The sequence below is a fragment of the Rasiella rasia genome (assembly GCF_011044175.1).
GTDB classification, from domain to species: domain Bacteria; phylum Bacteroidota; class Bacteroidia; order Flavobacteriales; family Flavobacteriaceae; genus Marinirhabdus; species Marinirhabdus rasia.
Genome location: NZ_CP049057.1, coordinates 3,332,638 through 3,352,244, shown reverse-complemented (window position 1 = coordinate 3,352,244; position 19,607 = coordinate 3,332,638). Strand labels below are relative to the sequence as shown.

Genomic DNA, 19,607 nt, shown 5'->3' with positions numbered 1-19,607 from the left:
GTAATGGATTTGTGATTAGTTAAGCAAAGATATTTAACTTTTATCTCATGTACGCTAAAGTGTCTTGCTCATATTCGTTCGTTAGTCGCATACGATAACAAAATAAAAAAGGCCGCTCATTTACTGAACGACCTTTACTGATATTGTTGAGAAATCTTATTCGGCTCGCAACCAGTATTGTGTTCTACCTAAAAGGGAGAAACCTACGTAGCCTCGAACTTTCAATTTATTTGCTTCTTCAAGTTCTATATAACATTTGTAGAGGGTACCGCTCTCGGGATCAAGAATTTTTCCACCATTGTATTCGTCGCCATCTTTTTCTAATCCGCGAATGATTACTAAGCCTTGAATGGGTTTATCTTTGTCTGCCCCTTCACACTCTGTACAGATTGCATCTGCACGATCTTTATTTAATATTTCAGAAATTTTACCATAAACTTTTCCGTCTTGCTCGTAAATCTCTACGATAGACTTTGCTTCACCTGTATTGTCATCTATGGTTTTCCACTTTCCTAGCACACCTTGTGCAGAAACTGAAGTAACCGTAAATAAAACGGCAGCTATAATGCCATATAATTTATACATAATTGGGGATTTTATTATTTACCTAACATGGCTTTTTTCAATTTGCTATCTGCAGGATTATCTCCTAGCCAAATACCGAAAAGCGCCTTTTTAAATGCCATTCCTTTAATGGTTCCAAGTTCTTTACCGTTTTTATAAGCTACTACACCCTTTCCGGCCTGGTATGTTATATCGAACACATTATCTTCCACTATTTCGTCACTAAAAAAGGTAATAAATTTTTCTATTTCCGAAGAGAGCGAAGACGTATCACCATTCATTGATGCATCAAATCCTTCACGAACCGCATCACTCATAGCTTCACTAGAAACAAAACCAGATGTAATGTGTAATTTAATAGCCATCGTTTTATCTGCATTTACAATGCTTTTTGCGTCCTTAGATTTCTCTGCTAGGTATAAACCTCCAGAATACAACTTTAATACAAAAGCTTTTTTACGTATACCAGCACCGTTAAGCGACAGGTCTTGACCACCAAAATTTACAGTATTAGGTAATGTAACAGCCCCAACTTGGGTTTGTGCTACTGTTGCATTAACTGTAAATGCAACAACGAGGAGTAAAAGTAATTTTTTCATTTTTGTTTGTTATAATTAGTATTTCAGGTTATGTTTTATCTTTTAATCGCTGTAGAGAGATGTTTAGCTCAAACCCCAATAACAGCAAATTAGCGTTAATCCAAATATATAACATCATAATTAATAATGCCCCAATAGAGCCATAGAGTTCGTTATAATTGGAAAAATTATTGATGTAAATGGTAAATAGATATGTTGTTACCAAAAACAGCAATGTTGTAATAAGTGCCCCTACCGAAAAAAATTTTGAATGTTTTCCTTCTTTTGTACCGTAATAATACAGCGTGGCAATTACAATATAAATCATGACTACAAAGACCGTAAATTGCAGGATTGTTATCCAAAAGACATCATCGCTTATATAGCTCCGTCCTAGCAAATCAGCAATAACATATTCACCATATAGTATCACTCCTACCGTGATAAGCAACAACAATGCCAGAAAAATAGAGACTAAAATCGCAACTCCATATTGCCGGAAAAAATTTCGGTTTATAGTTACATGAAAAGAGTACTCAAACGCGCTAAAAATTGCATTCACACCGTTTGCTGCCAAAAACAAAGATAAAATTATAGAAACAGAGAGTAGTCCTCCCCTAGTATTTACTGCTATATCTGCAATTGTGGGATAGAAAAATTCTGCTGTTTGCGCGGGTAATAATTCTTCAATAAATACTAAAAAACGAGTTTGAAATCGAGGTATTGGAACGTATGGAATTAAGTTTAGTATAAACAACAAAAAAGGAAATAAAGCTACAAAAAAGCTATACGCAATAGAACTGGCTCTAGACGAAAAGGTTCCTTTTATGATACCAGTACCGTAAATCTCTAATAGATGGTAGAGTGAAAGGCCGCTTGATTTCACCACTATAATTTGCTTACTTTTTCTTAGAAAGTACGTACCAATGGGAAATAAAATTTGTGTAATTTTCTTGAATAGCCCCTTTTTGGGCTTCTTTTCTTTATGTGCTACATCTTCTTCGCCCATTATACGGCTTTAAGACTAAGATCCATGTTGTACACAGAATGGGTTAAGGCACCGCTTGAAATATAATCTACACCGCACTCGGCATATTTTCTCACGGTGTCCAATGTAATACCTCCACTAGATTCAGTAAGACACTGGTCACCTATCATTTTTACAGCTTTTTTAGTATCCTCATAATTAAAGTTATCTATTAAGATTCTATAAACGCCTTCATTTGTTAGAATTTCAGAAATCTCATCTAAATTTCTTGCTTCGACTATAATTTTAAGGTTTAAGCTGTGGTCTTTCAAATAATTTTGAGTGGTCTGAATTGCTTTAGTAATACCACCACAAAAGTCAATATGATTGTCTTTTAGCATAATCATATCATATAAGGCAAAACGATGGTTTTCACCACCACCAATGGTAACCGCCCACTTTTCTAAGGCTCTAATCCCGGGTGTAGTTTTACGCGTATCTAATATTTTAGTCCCTGTACCTTCAAGCAGTTTTACATATTTATTGGTCTTAGTTGCGATGGCACTCATACGTTGCATTGCATTTAACACTAGTCGTTCGGCTTTTAGAATAGATTGCGAACTTCCAGAAACATAAAAGGCAATATCTCCATACTTCACATGGCTACCATCGTTTATTTTTACATCAACTTGAAGCCCGTTATCTACATAATCGAATACTTGTTTCACAAAATCAATTCCCGCAATTATACCTTCATCTTTTACCAATAATTTAGCAGTACCTCTAGCATCTTCTGGTATACAGGCAAGCGAGCTGTGGTCACCATCGCCAACATCTTCTCTAATGGCGTTAGCAATGATACCGTCTATTTCTTTCTGAAATTTTCTTTTTGAAATCATAGGAGCAATCAATTTTTAGCTAAGGTATAAAAACAGCGGCAGTATGCAGCGGTAGCACAGCGTTTTTTGGCCTGAGAAGCAACTTGATTGCGTGTTGATGGTATATAAGAACACAGCTAAGGAACTTCACAAATCTTGTATCTTTACGTCATGAAAATTACCTTGCTCGCCATAGGAAAGACAGACGATAAAGATTTACAGCGTCTAATTGCCCTCTATTCAAAACGATTGGGGCATTATATCTCTTTTACTTCGGAAATTATCTTAGACATTAAAAATTCAAAGAACCTTTCCGAAGAACAACAAAAACAATTAGAAGGTGTAGAAATACTAAAAAAAGTAGCCCCTAATGAAGCCTTAATCTTACTAGACGAAAAAGGCAAAACGTACACTTCTGAAGGATTTGCAACATTCTTACAGAAAAAGATGAACAGCGGTTTAAAAAATCTAGTTTTTGTAATTGGTGGTCCGTACGGATTTAGCCAAGAAATCTACGCTCGTGCTAATGGTAAGATTTCATTGTCTTCAATGACCTTTTCGCACCAAATGGTTCGCTTATTTTTTGTTGAACAATTATACAGAGCATTTACCATCTTACGAAACGAGCCGTATCATCATAGATGATCTGGCAAATCACCCCATCCAATAACAATCTATGGCATCGGTAATCATATGCCATACGAGTCCGATAGCAACAATTCTGGTCTTCTTAAAAAAGAGGAGTAGTATGTATACACCAATTGCCCAATAGCTATGTAAGTAATGAAACCCAATGCTACAGCGCTCAGGGTCAAAAATTGGGGTCGCGAATAAGTGGTCTAGGTCTACCAACATGGTTGCGAGTAAAATTAGCGATACTTGTTTCCAATTACTTTGGTAAAAGATATAGGCAAAGGCAACAGGCACCAAAAAATGAAGACCATAATGTATGCTAGTCTGTAACATGTACTAAAGTTTCAAAAATCGCTTAATCCATTTTAAACGAGACGATGAATGTGGAAAATATTTAAGCGGTAATTCTAGCCAAGTACCTTTTTTAATGATACTCTTTCGATGCGAAAAACAATTAAATCCAGCCTCGCCATGATAACTCCCAATGCCGCTATTTCCAACACCGCCAAAAGGCAAATTGCTATTGGTTATATGCATTACTGCATCGTTCACCATACCACCCCCAAAAGATAAGGTGTTGAATACTTTTTTTCGAATGCTAGAGGAAGATGTAAAAACATAGGCCGAGAGTGCCTTCGGAAATTTTTGAACTTCGACTATTGCGTCATCTAGATTATCGTATGATATCACTGGTAAAATAGGGCCAAATATTTCTTCCTGCATACAAGCATCTTCAAAGGTAATGTTGTGTAAGATTGTGGGTGCAATGTATCTATCTGAGGCCTTTGTTTCTCCGCCAAAAAACACTTTTTGGTCAGGAATCATCGCTTTTAAGCGCTCAAAATTTGCATTATTAATAATCTGAACGTAGTTATGGTTATGAAAAGAAAATTGTTCTTTTTCTATTTCAGCAGTAACAGCCTGCAAGAATTCATTTTCGATACATTTATCTACAAGTACGTAATCTGGTGCAATGCAGGTCTGACCAGCATTTAAAAATTTTGCCCAAACCAAACGTTTGGCTGTCATTTTTAAGTTACAATCTTTAGTAATAAACGCTGGACTTTTTCCACCCAACTCTAAGGTCACAGGAATTAAATTTTTAGCGGCAGCTTGATACACGATTTTACCCACTTTAGTACTTCCCGTAAAAAATATCTTATCGAAATTTTGCGCTAGCAATTCTGTAGTTTCTGGAACACCACCTTCTACAACCTTGAAAATTTCTGGGTTAAAAGCTCCATTAACAAGCTTAGCCATTACATTACTTGTGTTTAAAGGCAACTCACTTGGTTTGAGAATAACTGTGTTCCCTGCCGCCAAAGCAGCGACTGCTGGAGCAAAAGAAAGTTGATAGGGATAATTCCATGCGCCAATAATTAAACAAACCCCCAGCGGATCTTTTTGCACGTAACTGCTAGCTGGCCAATTAATAATATTAGTTGGTTTACGTTCGTTTCTCGCCCAACTCTTCAGGTTATTTTTAGCGTCTTTTATATCATGATAGATTAAAGATAGCTCGCTGGTATAGGTATCGAATTCAGATTTTTTAAAATCCTTGTAAATAGCATCATAAAGCAACTGTTCATTGTCTTTTAGAAGCTTGTTCAGTTTATCTAATTGTGCTATTCTAAAGGAAATATCTTTGGTAGCCTGAGTGTTAAAAAATGTACGTTGTATTGCTAAATGCGTCTCCATTTTTAAATCGGGCTTGTAGTAATTTGATTAGCTGCTACTCTTTACCGCGATTAAGTACACGGTATTCTTCGTAGCAATCGCTAATAGCATCTAAAATTTGCAAATCGTTTGCAGTAGTGATAAAATTTTTGGAATAATTGCATTTATTCAAGATTTCATCAATATCAACCTTTTCAAGTTGTAGTACGGCCATTAAAGTTTCGCGGTCATACTTCGATTGAAGTAAGTTTTTAATCTCATCGTCTTCCTTCATCTTACGCAGTTTGCGCATCTGTTTAGGACGCTTTCCGAAGACATTATATAAGAAATCGGCTGGATTAAAAATGCTGCTTAAAACTTTAGAAACCGCTCCTGGCGACTTATCTCCGCCTTCGTACCCTGAGCCAATGCCCTCAATTCTGTATCGATAATCGTCGTACACAGGAATTAATTTTGCATCTACCTCTATATATCCAGTAAGTTGAACGGGACGAATAACCACCTCTTCTAGCGCAATACCTAACTCGGTCATTTTAACCTTAATATCGCCAAAACGCAGCCAGTCATTTGTAACTCTTACACGAATGCTCTTAAACCCTAAATAGCTAAAATACAAGGTGTCATTTACCGCAGCGCGAACTTTAAAAGATCCATCCTCTGTTGTCGTAGCACCGCGAACGCTATTTAGATTTACAATATTTACATTTTCAAGCGGCTCGTCATTTGCACTGTTGAGCACTTTTCCCTCTATAAGTTCAGGTTCTTGAGACCAAGCCGTTAGGGAAAGTAAAAATGTAAGTAAAAAAAGTAATTTCTTCATAGCTGTAATGGTACAAAAGTACATAATAAGACGTAAAATGTACGTCAAAGTTTCATTGTCCCTTAGAATTTAAATTTTGACAGCGCTTTTTGGGTAAAACTGTACTTCGTTTAGAATAGGGTTACTTTTATAAAAAAAGCCCGTGTTTGCTAGCTAAATTGCTACACGAGCCATAATATTTGTTCAATGTGTTATCCACGACGGCGTCTACCACCAGTACCTTTGTTGTCTGGCTTCGATTTACCGCGTCGTTTACCAGAGAATTTTGATTTAAACTCCTCTCCAGAACCAGAATCACTCTTCTTTTTAAAGCCGCCACCTTTCTTGAAGCCACCTCTTTTTCCTTTATCATCACCTCTTCTTCCACGACGATCGTCGCTTCTTTTGCCTCTGTCGCGTCCTCCTTTAAAAGAACCACCACTTCTACCACGGCCTTTACCTCTGCCGCCTCCACTACGACCTGTGTCTGTAGAGATTTCAACGTTAACATTTCTTCCTTCTAACGTAAAATCGGTGAAAATACCTAACACTAAATCTTTGTGTTTTGTATCTACATTAAAAAATGAAAAGTTGTCTTTTACATCTACTCTGTATACCTCATCTTGACCTAGGCTTAAAATATCTTTTAAGAAATCTTTTAAGCTCATCCAGTCGAAATCGTCTCGAGATCCTACGTTTAAAAAGAAACGCACTGTGTCTTTATTATCTGAACCAGACATGTCTCCTGGTGAAACATTCAAGTCTTTTGCTTTTTGATAATAGTTATAGAAACGAGTAAATTCTACCGAAAAAAACTTTTTAATTAGCTCTTCTTTGCTGAAATCTTCGAGAGCAGCATTTATTTGTGGTAGGTATACATCAATATCGTGGTTAATTTCAGTCTCCTTTATATTGTTGGCGAGGTGCATTAACTGCTTCTCACAAATTTCCATTCCAGAAGGAATTTCTTTCTGCTGAAATTTCTGTTGGATGATTTTTTCTATCTGCCTGATTTTTCTCGCTTCACTTTTTGAAACAATCACCATAGAAATTCCTTCCTTTCCAGCCCGACCTGTACGGCCACTACGGTGGGTATAGGTTTCAATTTCGTCTGGAAGCTGATAATTTATTACATGGGTAATATCATCTACATCTATACCACGTGCTGCAACATCTGTAGCCACCATCATTTGTATTTGACGACTTCTAAATTGTTTCATCACAATATCGCGCTGGTTCTGACTTAAATCACCATGAATTGCTCCTGCGCTGTATCCATCTGCTATAAGTTGCTCTGCTACTTTTTGCGTATCGCGCTTAGTTCTACAAAACACCACCGAGAAAATTTCGGGATTTGCATCTGCCAAACGTTTCAGTGCTTGATATCTATCTCTGGCGTTTACCGTATAATATTCATGAGACACATTTTCTGAGCCTACGTTTTTAGAACCTACCGTAACTTCAACCGGGTTATGCATGAACTTTTTAGCAATGGTTGACACCTCTTTTGGCATCGTAGCGCTAAATAGCCATGTACTTTTATCTTCTGGAGAGTGCGATAATATTTCAGTAATATCCTCATAGAAGCCCATGTTTAGCATTTCATCTGCTTCATCTAGCACGCAATATTCTATTTTGGAGATATCGATCATTCTACGACCAATCATATCTTTCATTCTCCCTGGGGTTGCCACGATAATTTGTGCCCCTTTTTTAATCTGTCTCGCTTGTTCTGTAATACTCGCTCCTCCATAAATGGCTACTACGTTTAAACCTTTAAGGTGCTTTCCGTAGTTATTCATTTCGTTGGTAATTTGCATACACAACTCACGCGTAGGTGAAAGAATAAGTCCTTGTGTTGTTCTGCTTTCTACTTCAATCTTCTGAAGCATAGGAAATCCGAATGCTGCTGTTTTCCCAGTACCTGTTTGGGCGAGTGCCACGAGGTCTGTGTTTTCTTGTAGTAAAATTGGGATTGCTTTTTCTTGTACCTCACTTGGGGTTTCAAAGCCCATATCGGTAATAGCCTGTAGAAGATTTTCTTCTAGGCCTAAATCTAAAAATGTCATAAAATAATATAAAAGTTTATTTGTACTTACTGAAGCATCTCGACAAATAAACCTTATCACTTCGTGCAGTACTACCTCACCCTGAGGATTTTCAAGCTGCAAAGATACCTTTAATATATGTTTTGGTACTAATCTTAGGTTTTATTTATGAAACTAACCCTTCGTTAAGTATTCAATAAGCTGTCGCATTGCCTTTCCTCTGTGGCCTATCCTACTTTTTTCAGACAAGCTCATTTCAGCAAAAGTTTCAGTATAACCATCTGGAAGGAAGATAGGATCATACCCAAAACCTTTATCTCCTCTTCGCGTTTTAATAATGCTACCTTCACAAATACCTAAAAACAGCACCGATTGTAAATCCATAGAAAGTGCGATAGCTGTTTTAAACCGTGCCGACCGGTCTGTTACGTTGCTAAGGTTCTTTAATAATTTATCGATGTTGTCTTCAGAACTTTTGTTTTCGCCAGCATAACGTGCGCTGTAGACTCCAGGCTCACCGTTTAGGGCAGAAACTTCTAGACCCGTATCATCTGCAAAACAATTTAACCCGTAATGATTGCGAATGTGTTCTGTTTTTAAAACTGCATTGCCTTCAATAGTATCTGCCGTTTCAGGAATATCTTCGATACAACCAATATCGGTAAGACTCAGTAGCTCTATATGATTGGGCAATAGCAATTGCACTTCTTTGAATTTATTCTGATTGTGCGTAGCGAAGACAAGTTTCATTGTGGTTTATAATTTACATTTTTAGATGTACAAAACTAAATGAAATTGTTGTCTTTGTGCTTGCTTATTTAATCGCAAAAAGAACCTTCTGAGGTCCATTTTTTAACCTTATCAAAAATGGTGTAGTCATTATGTACAGATGCCACATTGAGAAAATTCATGGAGACACCTGCTTTTGCCTTGTATTTAAGGCGCGCTAAATGACACGGCGGCGCTCCACCTGCCAAGCCAGTACTTAAATACGTTGAGTACGTAGTATCTACCATTAAATAAGGAACTACAAAATTCCCAAAGATTCCAATCTCAAATCGCGGAAACTCAACCCCTACGCCCATTCCGGCTATGGCTGGTGTAGCTGTATTGCAATCTCCTGTTTGTTCTGGAGTCTCTCCCGTAATAGCTCCTCTTGGGGTAAGTCTAGACCCATCGTAAGAGAAACCAGTATCACTATTGTATTTCAACTTCATACTCACTTGACTGCTACTGCCAACAGCAACTTCCGGAAAAATTTTCAAGTTTGCTTTTAATCGTAAGGTCACAGGAATAACACCGTACACAAGAATTGTTTTTTCAATTTTTGCAGGAATTTCGAGCATTGCGATTTCACTTCCTAATCCAACCGCCGCAAATTTCACTTCCATTTCTCCATTAAGACCATTATTATCGTATGAAAAATGTTGAGTTTCTCCGTTAACGATTCTTATTTCAGATGTGCTTTCAAATGAAGAAATGTTGCCTTTTGCTGTAATACTACATACCTTCCCTTTTTTTCCTACGAGTTCTAGCTTCATTTTATCGCCATCTGGCTCTATCTTAATTTCTATTTTCCATCCTTTTACGGTGGTCTTTAACTTTACAGACCTTGAGTTTGTTGAAGGAGGTGCCAAAAGTCCTGATACAGGATGTATCATTGTTGCGATTGGCATCCCTGCGTGTGCAGAGGTTGTAGCCATTGAATTATCGTCTGACCAATTTATGGGTGCTGTATAACTTAAATCAAGATCTTTATAATAGTCGGTTAGTTTTGCAAATTCACTTTGCACTTCAATTGTTGACCCCTGTGTTTTTACCGCAGTTATTTTTCTAAGGGAATGGCCTTCAAATAACACTACGCTGCCAGGTTTTAGCCCTGAAACTGCTGCATTTTTATTAAAAACGTACATCCCTGTTTCTGGGGTATAAGAAACAAGTGCATTCATAGCGACGAGCGGTACACTTGCTGTGTTTTCTTGAGTAGTAGCTGTAAATGTTTCTTGAGTTGGGACAATTGCATCTTTTAGAATACTGTCTCCATCTGAATTACCGTTTCCGCAGCTGCCTAAAAACAACAAAGAAATGGCGCTAACGCATAGAAATATCTTTTGTAATCTTCTCATAACAAAAGGTTTAAGTTATTCTATAAAGTTAGCTATTTTTATCGGCATAGAAACGCTCTGTAATTTCTTTGGCGCTTTTTATTGTTTTTAAAGTCCAATCCATTTCAATTTCTAGCTTCTCTTCTTCGGAAAGTTCCCAGTTAATAGTTGTTTGCTTGAGTCGAGTGACAACATCCTGCAAAACAATAGCCGCAGACACCGAAATATTTAAACTTTCAGTAAAGCCATGCATCGGTATTTTTAGAAATCCGTCGGCAGCTTCCATCATTGTATCACTTAAACCTTCGCTCTCCTTTCCGAAGAAAAAAGCCGCTTTCTTAGTGATATCAAAGTCGTGTAAGTATGTAGAATCGTTATGTGGCGTTGTTGCAATTAACTGATAGCCTTTTTGTTTTAAATCTGCCATACACTCTTGTATGTTGTTTTTTCTTTTCAGGGTCACCCATTTTTGAGCGCCCATGGCAATTTCTTTATCAATTCGCTTACCTAATTTTTCCTCTACCACATACAAATCTTGAATTCCAAACACATCGCAAGTACGCATTACGGCGCTGGTATTATGTAGCTGATAAACATCTTCTGTTACTACTGTAAAATGGCGTGTTCGTTTTGCCAATACCGATTTAAAAAGTTGCTTTCGGCGATCGGTTAAATAGGTTTGTAAGTAATTAAATAATTCAATATCCACAAAAAATCGTTTTCTACGAATTTATGGAAAACTTCTGAGTCTTGTCTAGCTCAACGCAATAGTACAGAAAATTATGCCTCACATCAAATACCTTATTTGCTGTCTTACTCAATATCTTAGTACCTTAGCATTTCAATTTTTTTTAAGATGAAAATAGCTGTACTAACTGGGGCAGGCATAAGTGCCGAGAGCGGACTTAAAACTTTTCGCGATAGCAATGGTCTTTGGGAGGGTCATGATGTAATGTCTGTTGCTTCGCCCGAAGGATTTAAAAGAAATCCTGAGCTTGTTCTAGATTTCTATAACCAACGTCGCAGACAATTATTAGAAGTAACACCCAACGCAGCCCACAAGGCCTTAGCAGCTTTAGAAGCTGAGCACGATGTTACTATTGTTACCCAAAATGTAGACGATTTACACGAGCGTGCTGGTAGTAGTAATGTGTTACACTTACACGGAGAACTTCTTAAAGTACGTAGCACTTTTGATGAGCAATTAGTACTTGACTGGAAAACAGACCTCAACTTAGGAGATTTTTGCGAACACAATCATCAATTACGTCCGCATATAGTATGGTTTGGCGAAGCTGTTCCCCTTATTGAAGTTGCTGCCGAAATAGTAGCAGCAGCAGATGCTGTGCTTATTATTGGCACTTCTATGCAGGTGTATCCAGCTGCGGGTTTAATTCAGTACGCCAGACCCGATGCGCGCTGTTTTTTTGTAGATCCTAATCCATCCATTAACAGCAATGCGCAACTAACCGTTTTTTCTGAAAATGCAACGACAGGTGTACCAAAAGCAATTGAAGCCCTAGAAAATAACATATAATGTCTTCAGAATTATTTAACCAGATTAATTACCAAAAAGCCTATAGAAAAAATAGACTTGGGGCGGCTAATTGGGTTCTTGAAAACCCTGAAACCTTAGAAGAATTGCTTTCATATTGTTTTCATGCAGATTTAAAATTAGCTACTAAAGCGACATGGGTGTTAGAATTTGTTTTTAGAAAAGACATAACGATACTGTACCCATTTCTAGATTATATATGTGAACAAATGCCTCATGCTAAAGGAGATGGACAGCTAAGATCGTTTGGGCTCTTTTGCGAAATGCTAACACTAAATTATTACAAGCGAAAAGAACCCAAGTTACGCCTGTTATTAAAAACTAAACATAAAGAAGTAATGACCGAATGCTGTTTTGACTGGATGATTACGAATCAAAAAGTTGCCTGCCAAGCAAGGGCGATGTTGGCGCTTTATTATCTAGGTACCGAAATAGATTGGATACACCCAGAATTAGCAACAATTATTAATCAAAACCTACCACAAGAAAGTGCGGGTTACGTGAATAGAGGGCAAAAGGTACTCGCTTTAATTTCAAAATATAGAAGCAATTGATTCTCACAACAAATCGATACCACAAACCTACCTTTCATCACACCTAATTTTGTATCTTTGCAGCTTCATTTTCCGCAGCAAAAAAGACGGTAAAAAACATCTAAAACAACAACCATGTCTACACAAGCCCTTAAAGCCATTTCACCAATAGATGGTCGGTATGCCTCTAAAACAGCTTCACTTATTCCTTTCTTTTCAGAAGAAGCGCTTATAAAATATCGGGTGCAAGTGGAGATTGAATACTTTATTGCGTTAGTTTCATTACCCTTACCACAATTGACTTCTTTTGACACCTCGCTATTTTCTGACCTTCGGAAATTGTATACCGAATTTTCTACCGAGCATGCCGAACATATAAAAAACACAGAAAAGGTCACAAACCATGATGTAAAGGCTGTTGAATACTTTATAAAAGAGCAATTTGACGCGCTTGGGCTAGAACAGTACAAAGAATTTATTCACTTCGGGCTTACATCTCAGGACATTAATAATACGGCCATACCACTTTCACTGAAAGATGCTATGAACGAATGTTATGTACCTCAATTGTTTGCAGTAAAAGACAAGCTAAAAGAACTTGCGGTAGAATGGGCAGACATACCTATGTTAGCTCGTACGCACGGACAACCTGCTTCTCCTACTCGTTTAGGGAAGGAAATTGAAGTTTTTGTGGTACGTCTAGAAGAACAATTCGATTTATTAAACAATATAAAAAGTGCGGCAAAATTTGGTGGTGCTACCGGAAATTTTAATGCGCATAAAGTTGCTTATCCTTCTGTAGACTGGAAAGCCTTTGGTACGTCTTTTGTACAAGAGCAGCTAGGATTACATCATTCGTTTCCTACCACACAGATTGAACACTACGATCATATGGCGGCATTGTTTGATTGTATGAAACGTATTAATACAATTTTAATAGATTTAGATCGAGATATATGGACCTATGTCTCTATGGACTATTTTAAGCAGAAAATTAAAAAAGGGGAAGTAGGATCTTCTGCGATGCCTCACAAAGTAAATCCGATTGATTTTGAAAATAGTGAAGGGAATTTAGGAATTGCCAATGCCATTTTTGAGCATCTCTCTTCAAAACTACCGGTGAGTAGATTACAACGTGATTTAACCGATAGTACGGTACTTAGAAATATTGGTGTACCTATTGGGCATACACTCATAGCATTTCAATCTACCTTAAAAGGTTTAAACAAACTATTGTTGAATGAAACTAAATTTTCCGAAGATCTAGAAAATAATTGGGCGGTTGTAGCAGAGGCTATTCAGACTATTCTTAGAAGAGAAGCGTATCCAAACCCATATGAAGCTCTCAAAGGGCTTACAAGAACCAACGAAGCGATAACAAAAGATTCAATTGCCGCTTTTATTGAAACCTTAGAAGTTTCCGAAGCCATAAAAGCAGAAATGCGTGTTATTACACCAGCCAATTATACAGGTATTTAATTAGTTTTTAACTTCAAATAAAAAAAGCCTCGGTATGTACCAAGGCTTTTTTAGTATTGTATTAAATTTTACTACATATCTAGGTCCATATCCATATCGCCGAACATACCTCCTAAACTCTTCAATTTAGAAACATCTACATCTCCTTTATCTATCGATGTCATTAGTTTTACCAAATCGTCTGGCTCCATATTGTCACCAAGAAGTCTAAATACTGCAAATCCTTTTTCATTATCACTTGCAAAAACAATAAGCTCGTCTATAGCATCTTCTTCTCCTGTAAACTTAAGCGTTGCACCTTGTTTGTTAGATCCCATTTTTAGCAGCGTTTGGTACTTCTCGTTAGCCAAAATAGCTTGCACTTTTTTGCGTTCCACATCGTAGTTTCCATTGTCATCTCCTTTTATTGGATATGCTACTACGTTAATTTTCTTTACACTATTAAGTACTTTTTGCTCTTCTGGGCTAAAGTCACTTTCGTCACTCTGTAGTAAGCTAGTTGCTAGATCTATTTTCAAAAATTTATCATCGTCTTGCTTATCTACTAAGTATTTCTGAAGCGAAGCGTCGTTATTACATGAAAACATGCTTAATGCGGCTAGCGCCAATCCAACTATATATTTTAAGGTTCCCATGGTTACGATTTTTTCTTGTCAATATTCTTCAACTCTTCACTACCTGGTACGTTAAGGTCTTTTGTAAGTTTAGACACTTTCTTCAGGTCTATATTTCCGGTAATACTCATGACCACGGTACGTTCTTTTCCATCTATATTCCCTGTTAGGTGCATTAGCAACTCGGTTACAAAATTATCATTTTTACCTTCTTTGCTATAAAACTTTACGTTTTTACCATCGTCTTTAACACGCATTAACTCAGAGAGTGCTCCATTACTTGAAACATATCCAGCAACTGCATCGTTCATTTTTGAAGCTACGCCAGGATTATCTGTAGTAAAGATTCTTACGTTATCTAAGTTATTTATAAGCTCAAGATATTCTTTCACTTCTGGGTCGTTGGAGTCGAAATCCATTTTGCTCAATAGTTTGAACATTTTCTTAGTTGCTACGAAACTTGTTACAGCATCGTCATTTTCAAAAGCCGCGAAAGGATTTTGAGCGTTCACTAGCAAGGGTGCTACCATTAACGCGATTATAATTGCTAATTTTTTCATCTGTATTTGTATTTGTGTTAGGGTTATTTTAAAATTTTGTCCTTTGTTTCGGCAAACTTGCCAATGTATGCTAATTCTTGTGCGCCTTCATTAAAATTGCTAGACAATAGTTGAAATGCTTCTTTTGTTTTTTCAAAGGCCGCAATAGCTTCCTTCTCTTCTGCAGTTAACGTTGGCTGTTGCATAAAGAATCCTGCCACACCTACTGCTACCAAAGCAGAAGCTGCTATACCTATCCACCAGCGATTTTTTGTTTTCTGAGGCTGCGGAAATAGTAACTCCTTATTAAAGGTTTCATCTTGAGCAATGGCCATAGCATTAAACAAAGGTTTGTACGATGCCAAATGCGGTGCTACCTCATCTTCAGAAAAATAAGTACGTAATAAAGCTTCTTCCTGCAAGGTTGTATTACCTTCAAAATAAGCCGATACCAGTTGTTCTACCTTAGTTAACTCCATAATTGTATTGTTGTATTAATTGTTCTCTTACAGTTTTTCGAGCTCTAGACAACGCCACACGAACGGCGGTTTCATTACTATCAAGCATTTTAGCGATTTCAGCAAATTCAAATTGCTCTACATCTCGCAACTGTAATACTATTTTCTGTTGTTCTGGAAGGGTTTCCATAATTTTAAAAACCAACGCAACCCCATCATTGGCTTCCACCTGTCGCGAAACATTTTGCGAATGTGGATAATTACTATGTACAATTTTCAAATTTCCTGCCTGTTTCGATTTTAGTCGATCTAAACAGTAATTTTTTGTCATTGTCATGGCAAAAGCCTCTGGGTTTTTATAGTTTTTAATACTACTTTTCCCTTTCCATAATTTCAAATATACTTCCTGCACTGCATCTTCTGCTTCATCTGCAGACACAAGGATTCTCTTGGCAAGTCTGTACAACTTATCCTTAAAAGGAAGCACGGTTGCTATAAATTCTCCTTGTTTCATATTAGCGTTCCTTGCAGGAACTGTTTTATTGGTTAGTGTAAAACACCCAATTAGTGCGTCTTATTATTACGACGAAACACCCTAACTTTTGTTACAATTTAATTGAAAGTTTACAATAATACCTTAATTTTAGGGGTTTGTAGGTTAGGTTAATAATTCATTATTTACCTTTATCATTGTACCCAAAACACACAAACAATACCTTTTTATGTTGAAAAAATCGTTTATCATCGCACTATTAGCTACCGCTACCGTACTAACCTCTTGTTTTAAAGACAGAGATGATTCAATTTCCGACGGCTTAAGTGATGAAGCCGCTTTTGCAGTGAAAGATTTTATCTACCGCGGACTTAATTTCTTTTATCTCTATAAAGCCGATACACCAGAGTTAGCCAACGACGCTTTTGCCTCAGACGACGAAAAAAATACCTTTTTAAATACTTTTGAATCTCCAGAAAGTCTATTTGAATTCTTAAAGTCTTCGCAAGATCGGTTTAGTTTACTAACTGAAGACTATGTAGAACTCATTAATGCGCTTAGCGGTGTTACCGAAAACAACGGGATGGAATTTGGCCTTGTGCTATATCCAGATGGTAGCGGTAATGTCTTCGGGTATGTACGTTACGTACTCCCAAATACAGATGCCGAAAGCAAAGGATTAACTAGAGGTGTTATCTTTAACACAATAGATGGACAACAAATTACCGAAGATAATTTTAACGCCCTCCTAGAACCTAGTGCGTATACTATTGGTCTTGCAACGTATGATGGTGAAACAATAACACCTACAGGCGAATCTGTAGAACTAACTAAAGCGCCGTATACAGAAAATCCAGTATTTATTGCAAATACGCTTACGGTAGAAAGCCAACCTATTGGCTATTTAATGTACAACGCCTTTACCCGCGATTTCGATGCGCAATTAAATACTGCCTTTGCACAATTTCAAGCAGACGGAATTACAGAATTAATTTTGGATTTACGCTACAACGGCGGTGGCTCTGTAAGTACCGCAACCGATTTAGCAAGTATGGTTACAGGGCAATTTGAAGGACAAGTATTTTATAACGAACAATGGAACGAAGATCGTCAGAACGAATATGCGAGTCCAGGGCTTTTTGATGGTTCACTAAGCACAGGAGAAGCCATTAACAGCCTAAATTTAAGTCGAATCTACATTATAACTACGGGTAGAAGTGCTTCGGCGAGCGAATTAGTCATCAATGGGCTCGATCCTTATATTGATGTTATTCAGGTAGGAGATAACACAACTGGGAAATTTCAAGCATCTTTCTTATTGTTTGATGCGCCTGCTCCAGATTTTGCTTTTAGCGAAGCTAACCCAAGTCATACCTACGCTATGCTGCCGCTAGTTTTTAAAACAGCCAACGTTGCTGGCGTAACCGATTTTACAGATGGGCTCGCTCCAGATGTAGCTCTCAAAGAAGATTATAGCAATTTAGGTATTTTAGGAGATGAGCGTGAACCGCTTTTAGAAGCATGTTTAGACGAAATTTTTCCTGGTAGAGCAACTAACAAGACTCCTTTTCAAGAATTAGAAGAAATTGGCGAAAGCAAACAGCAATCACCGCTCCACCAAATAATGATAGCAGAACAATAACCTACCCACAAATTTTAAAAAAGCACAAATCCCAAACACCATCATAAAATTGGTGTTTGGGATTTTTAGTTTGGCTTTTTCTAAAAACTTAACTCAAAGCCTACAAGCATATTTCTTCCTCTTGTTTGAAACCGATATATTTCTTCGTACTCGGTATCAAGTAGGTTTGAAACACCTGCAAATAGCTTAACATTTTGAGTTAGCTGCCCTGAAATATTGAAATTTAACAACCCAAAGCTATCAAGTCCAATAGTCTCACTTTCGAAGGTGGTTGGGTTAAAAAATGTGTCGTTTCGTTCGCCAACATACTGGTAACTTAGTCCAATAGTGGTTTTATTTTTCCAAACATAGGTAAGTGTTGCATTGGCCTTGTGCTCTGGAATCCTTAATGCAAAACGTTCGTCTGCCTGCGTATTGGTATAATTTGCAGACCCCGTAAGGTTTTTTGCAATTTTTCCAAACACTTCTACCTCTACCCCACTACTTTCAAAAGTTTCGGTGCTATTCTGATATTGAAAAAGGAACAAATCTGGATCTACATTAATGAAGTCAACAAAATTATCTTCGTTTCTATTAAAATATACTGCGCTTACGCGGAAATTCCCTTCCGTAGAAAATACTAAGCCTCCTTCAATAGTAGTGTTTTCTTCAGGTGTTAGCAGTTCATTTCCATAATTGGGGTCATAGAGTTGAAACAATGAAGGTGTGATGTATGCTGTGCTATACGAACCCAAAACCTTTAGCGTATTATTTCCGAAGTTAAAAGAGTACGACGGATTCACATGATATACAAAGTGCGTGTCGTATACGCTATGAATATTTGCGCGAACCCCAGCGTTCAGGTTCAATCCAAAATCTGAAACATAGACTACATTTACGTATGGGTCGATAATGTCAAAGTTAGCTAAATCACTATTCACGTCTTCATTAAAGCTCGTCTCACCAAATGGAATCGTAAATGACGAAAATTCACTCAAGTTTACATTTAGCCCAACAACCGCTTGAAACTTTTTAGAAAACCTGTAATTCAAATAGGTGTCAAGACTATAACTTTTCGATTCAAATTTTGAAGGAAAGTCAGACATAATTTCTCGATCTATCCATTGAAAACTGTCATTAAACACATACGATCCATTTTTGTACTTCCACTCAAAATGACCACCCGTTTTTATCTGTTCTGTGATACTTTGGTTTGCCGCATCTGTAAAGTCGAAGTTGTCAAAGCCAGCTTTAAACTTATCTATTGCCACAAACTGGCTAACAATAATGCTGTCTGTAATTTTGTAGCCTAAATTAAGTCGAGTGTTAAAACGGTCAAACACATCACTTTCGAAGGGTGAACTATCTTCAGGGGCAGCTACTGCAGATAGGCCATTGGTGTATCTATTGCTAAAATTTGCGTTGTAAAAAAAGCGGTTAGTTGTACCACTTATGTGTACATTGTTAGTAAATGTTTCAAATGTTTTGTCATCCTTAAAATCGATTTCTGTAGGGCTATTGCTGCCTAAAGTTGACGTAAAAACTGCGGAAATTTCCTTGTCTGACGTTTTCTTCGTAGTAATACTAATTACGGCCGTTGCCGCTCCAGAGCCATACAACACACTACTCGCACCCTTTAAAATTTCAATTTCTTCTATTGCCGAAGTAGCAAGTAGCCGAAGATCATAATCGTTTGCAATTTGTGAGGGATCGTTTAATTGAACTCCGTCTACCAAAATAACAACCTGTCTGTTTCTTCCACCTCGAACGTAATACGCCAAATTCTGTCCGTCGTTACTTCTAGCTCCATTTATTTCAATTCCGGCTACTTCGTTTAGTACATCTGCTACAGATGCTCCTGGCCGGGCGGCAAGTTGTTGGCTTGAAATTTTGGTGATAACTTTTCCGCTATTCTTTGTGGCTAACGGTGTTTTTGTGTCTAAAGTAACGGTGTCTAACAGCTCCGTTTGTTGTGCTGTGGCCGTTAATGCCAAGAGCGCACAGCCCATAAATACTAATTTTTTCATGTTTAAATGTTACACGAGACCATGTACAATGTAGAACAG

At 37.4% G+C, this 19,607-nt stretch carries 21 protein-coding genes; 5 read left to right on the top strand and 16 right to left on the bottom strand.

Going from position 1 to position 19,607, the window contains the following annotated elements; all coding sequences use genetic code 11:
• Nucleotides 1–156: 156 nt before the first annotated feature.
• The 4 genes from G5B37_RS14905 to nadC are packed head-to-tail and all read right to left on the bottom strand — an operon-like array spanning nt 157 to nt 3,008.
• Nucleotides 157–585, bottom strand: coding sequence for a DUF2147 domain-containing protein (locus G5B37_RS14905; RefSeq protein ID WP_164680806.1), 429 nt, complete (start codon nt 583–585; stop codon nt 157–159).
• Between the two features lie 14 nt (nt 586–599).
• Nucleotides 600–1,163, bottom strand: coding sequence for a chalcone isomerase family protein (locus G5B37_RS14900; RefSeq protein ID WP_164680805.1), 564 nt, complete (start codon nt 1,161–1,163; stop codon nt 600–602).
• Between the two features lie 28 nt (nt 1,164–1,191).
• Complete coding sequence (locus tag G5B37_RS14895) at nt 1,192–2,151, bottom strand: YihY/virulence factor BrkB family protein (RefSeq protein WP_164680804.1); 960 nt, start codon at nt 2,149–2,151, stop codon at nt 1,192–1,194.
• Nucleotides 2,151–3,008 (bottom strand): carboxylating nicotinate-nucleotide diphosphorylase, encoded by an 858-nt coding sequence (gene nadC / locus G5B37_RS14890; RefSeq protein ID WP_164680803.1) that lies wholly within the window; start codon nt 3,006–3,008, stop codon nt 2,151–2,153. The genes G5B37_RS14895 and nadC overlap by 1 nt, the downstream gene beginning before the upstream one ends.
• 150 nt (nt 3,009–3,158) lie before the next feature.
• Here nadC and rlmH point away from each other — a divergent pair, with 150 nt between their 5' ends.
• Nucleotides 3,159–3,632: a 23S rRNA (pseudouridine(1915)-N(3))-methyltransferase RlmH gene (gene rlmH / locus G5B37_RS14885; RefSeq protein WP_164680802.1), complete on the top strand. Its 474-nt coding sequence runs from the start codon at nt 3,159–3,161 to the stop codon at nt 3,630–3,632.
• A gap of 9 nt (nt 3,633–3,641) precedes the next feature.
• Here rlmH and G5B37_RS14880 read toward each other — a convergent pair whose 3' ends face one another.
• The 7 genes from G5B37_RS14880 to G5B37_RS14850 all read right to left on the bottom strand — a co-directional run bounded on the left by G5B37_RS14880 (nt 3,642) and on the right by G5B37_RS14850 (nt 10,958).
• Complete coding sequence (locus G5B37_RS14880; protein ID WP_164680801.1) at nt 3,642–3,953, bottom strand: DUF6122 family protein; 312 nt, start codon at nt 3,951–3,953, stop codon at nt 3,642–3,644.
• Between the two features lie 3 nt (nt 3,954–3,956).
• Nucleotides 3,957–5,318: an aldehyde dehydrogenase family protein gene (locus tag G5B37_RS14875; RefSeq protein WP_164680800.1), complete on the bottom strand. Its 1,362-nt coding sequence runs from the start codon at nt 5,316–5,318 to the stop codon at nt 3,957–3,959.
• A gap of 34 nt (nt 5,319–5,352) precedes the next feature.
• Nucleotides 5,353–6,117, bottom strand: coding sequence for a carboxypeptidase-like regulatory domain-containing protein (locus G5B37_RS14870; protein ID WP_164680799.1), 765 nt, complete (start codon nt 6,115–6,117; stop codon nt 5,353–5,355).
• Between the two features lie 191 nt (nt 6,118–6,308).
• Entirely contained in the window at nt 6,309–8,165 is a 1,857-nt protein-coding gene (locus G5B37_RS14865) for a DEAD/DEAH box helicase (RefSeq protein ID WP_164680798.1), read from the bottom strand.
• A 153-nt stretch (nt 8,166–8,318) separates the two neighbouring features.
• Entirely contained in the window at nt 8,319–8,894 is a 576-nt protein-coding gene (locus G5B37_RS14860; protein ID WP_164680797.1) for a non-canonical purine NTP diphosphatase, read from the bottom strand.
• 68 nt (nt 8,895–8,962) lie between these two features.
• Nucleotides 8,963–10,270, bottom strand: a complete 1,308-nt coding sequence (locus G5B37_RS14855) for a hypothetical protein (protein WP_164680796.1) — start codon at nt 10,268–10,270, stop codon at nt 8,963–8,965.
• A 28-nt stretch (nt 10,271–10,298) separates the two neighbouring features.
• The gene (locus G5B37_RS14850) at nt 10,299–10,958 is read right to left on the bottom strand and encodes a TrmH family RNA methyltransferase (RefSeq protein WP_164680795.1); all 660 of its coding nucleotides are present in this window, start codon (nt 10,956–10,958) and stop codon (nt 10,299–10,301) included.
• A 147-nt stretch (nt 10,959–11,105) separates the two neighbouring features.
• On the opposite strand from G5B37_RS14850, the gene G5B37_RS14845 reads away from it, so the two are divergent.
• From G5B37_RS14845 to purB, 3 genes are all read left to right on the top strand, one after another.
• On the top strand, nt 11,106–11,786 hold the full coding sequence (locus G5B37_RS14845) for an SIR2 family NAD-dependent protein deacylase (RefSeq protein WP_164680794.1): 681 nt from the start codon (nt 11,106–11,108) through the stop codon (nt 11,784–11,786).
• Nucleotides 11,786–12,358: a hypothetical protein gene (locus G5B37_RS14840; RefSeq protein WP_164680793.1), complete on the top strand. Its 573-nt coding sequence runs from the start codon at nt 11,786–11,788 to the stop codon at nt 12,356–12,358. The genes G5B37_RS14845 and G5B37_RS14840 overlap by 1 nt, the downstream gene beginning before the upstream one ends.
• Nucleotides 12,359–12,472: 114 nt before the next feature.
• Nucleotides 12,473–13,816 (top strand): adenylosuccinate lyase, encoded by a 1,344-nt coding sequence (gene purB, locus G5B37_RS14835; RefSeq protein ID WP_164680792.1) that lies wholly within the window; start codon nt 12,473–12,475, stop codon nt 13,814–13,816.
• 71 nt (nt 13,817–13,887) lie between these two features.
• On the opposite strand, the gene G5B37_RS14830 is transcribed toward purB, so the two are convergent.
• The 4 genes from G5B37_RS14830 to G5B37_RS14815 are packed head-to-tail and all read right to left on the bottom strand — an operon-like array spanning nt 13,888 to nt 15,941.
• Nucleotides 13,888–14,451 carry a DUF4252 domain-containing protein gene (locus G5B37_RS14830; RefSeq protein ID WP_164680791.1) on the bottom strand — a complete coding sequence of 188 codons (564 nt, stop codon included), beginning with the start codon at nt 14,449–14,451 and terminating at the stop codon, nt 13,888–13,890.
• Between the two features lie 2 nt (nt 14,452–14,453).
• Nucleotides 14,454–14,990 carry a DUF4252 domain-containing protein gene (locus G5B37_RS14825; protein ID WP_164680790.1) on the bottom strand — a complete coding sequence of 179 codons (537 nt, stop codon included), beginning with the start codon at nt 14,988–14,990 and terminating at the stop codon, nt 14,454–14,456.
• Nucleotides 14,991–15,013: 23 nt separating this feature from the next.
• Nucleotides 15,014–15,448, bottom strand: a complete 435-nt coding sequence (locus tag G5B37_RS14820; protein ID WP_164680789.1) for an anti-sigma factor — start codon at nt 15,446–15,448, stop codon at nt 15,014–15,016.
• Complete coding sequence (locus tag G5B37_RS14815) at nt 15,435–15,941, bottom strand: RNA polymerase sigma factor (RefSeq protein ID WP_164680788.1); 507 nt, start codon at nt 15,939–15,941, stop codon at nt 15,435–15,437. Before G5B37_RS14815 ends, G5B37_RS14820 begins: the two co-directional genes overlap by 14 nt.
• A gap of 208 nt (nt 15,942–16,149) precedes the next feature.
• Here G5B37_RS14815 and G5B37_RS14810 point away from each other — a divergent pair, with 208 nt between their 5' ends.
• On the top strand, nt 16,150–17,562 hold the full coding sequence (locus G5B37_RS14810; RefSeq protein WP_263649813.1) for a S41 family peptidase: 1,413 nt from the start codon (nt 16,150–16,152) through the stop codon (nt 17,560–17,562).
• A gap of 80 nt (nt 17,563–17,642) precedes the next feature.
• Here the strand turns inward: G5B37_RS14810 and G5B37_RS14805 are convergent, their stop codons facing one another.
• Nucleotides 17,643–19,568, bottom strand: a complete 1,926-nt coding sequence (locus tag G5B37_RS14805) for a TonB-dependent receptor plug domain-containing protein (protein ID WP_164680787.1) — start codon at nt 19,566–19,568, stop codon at nt 17,643–17,645.
• Nucleotides 19,569–19,607 lie beyond the last annotated feature (39 nt).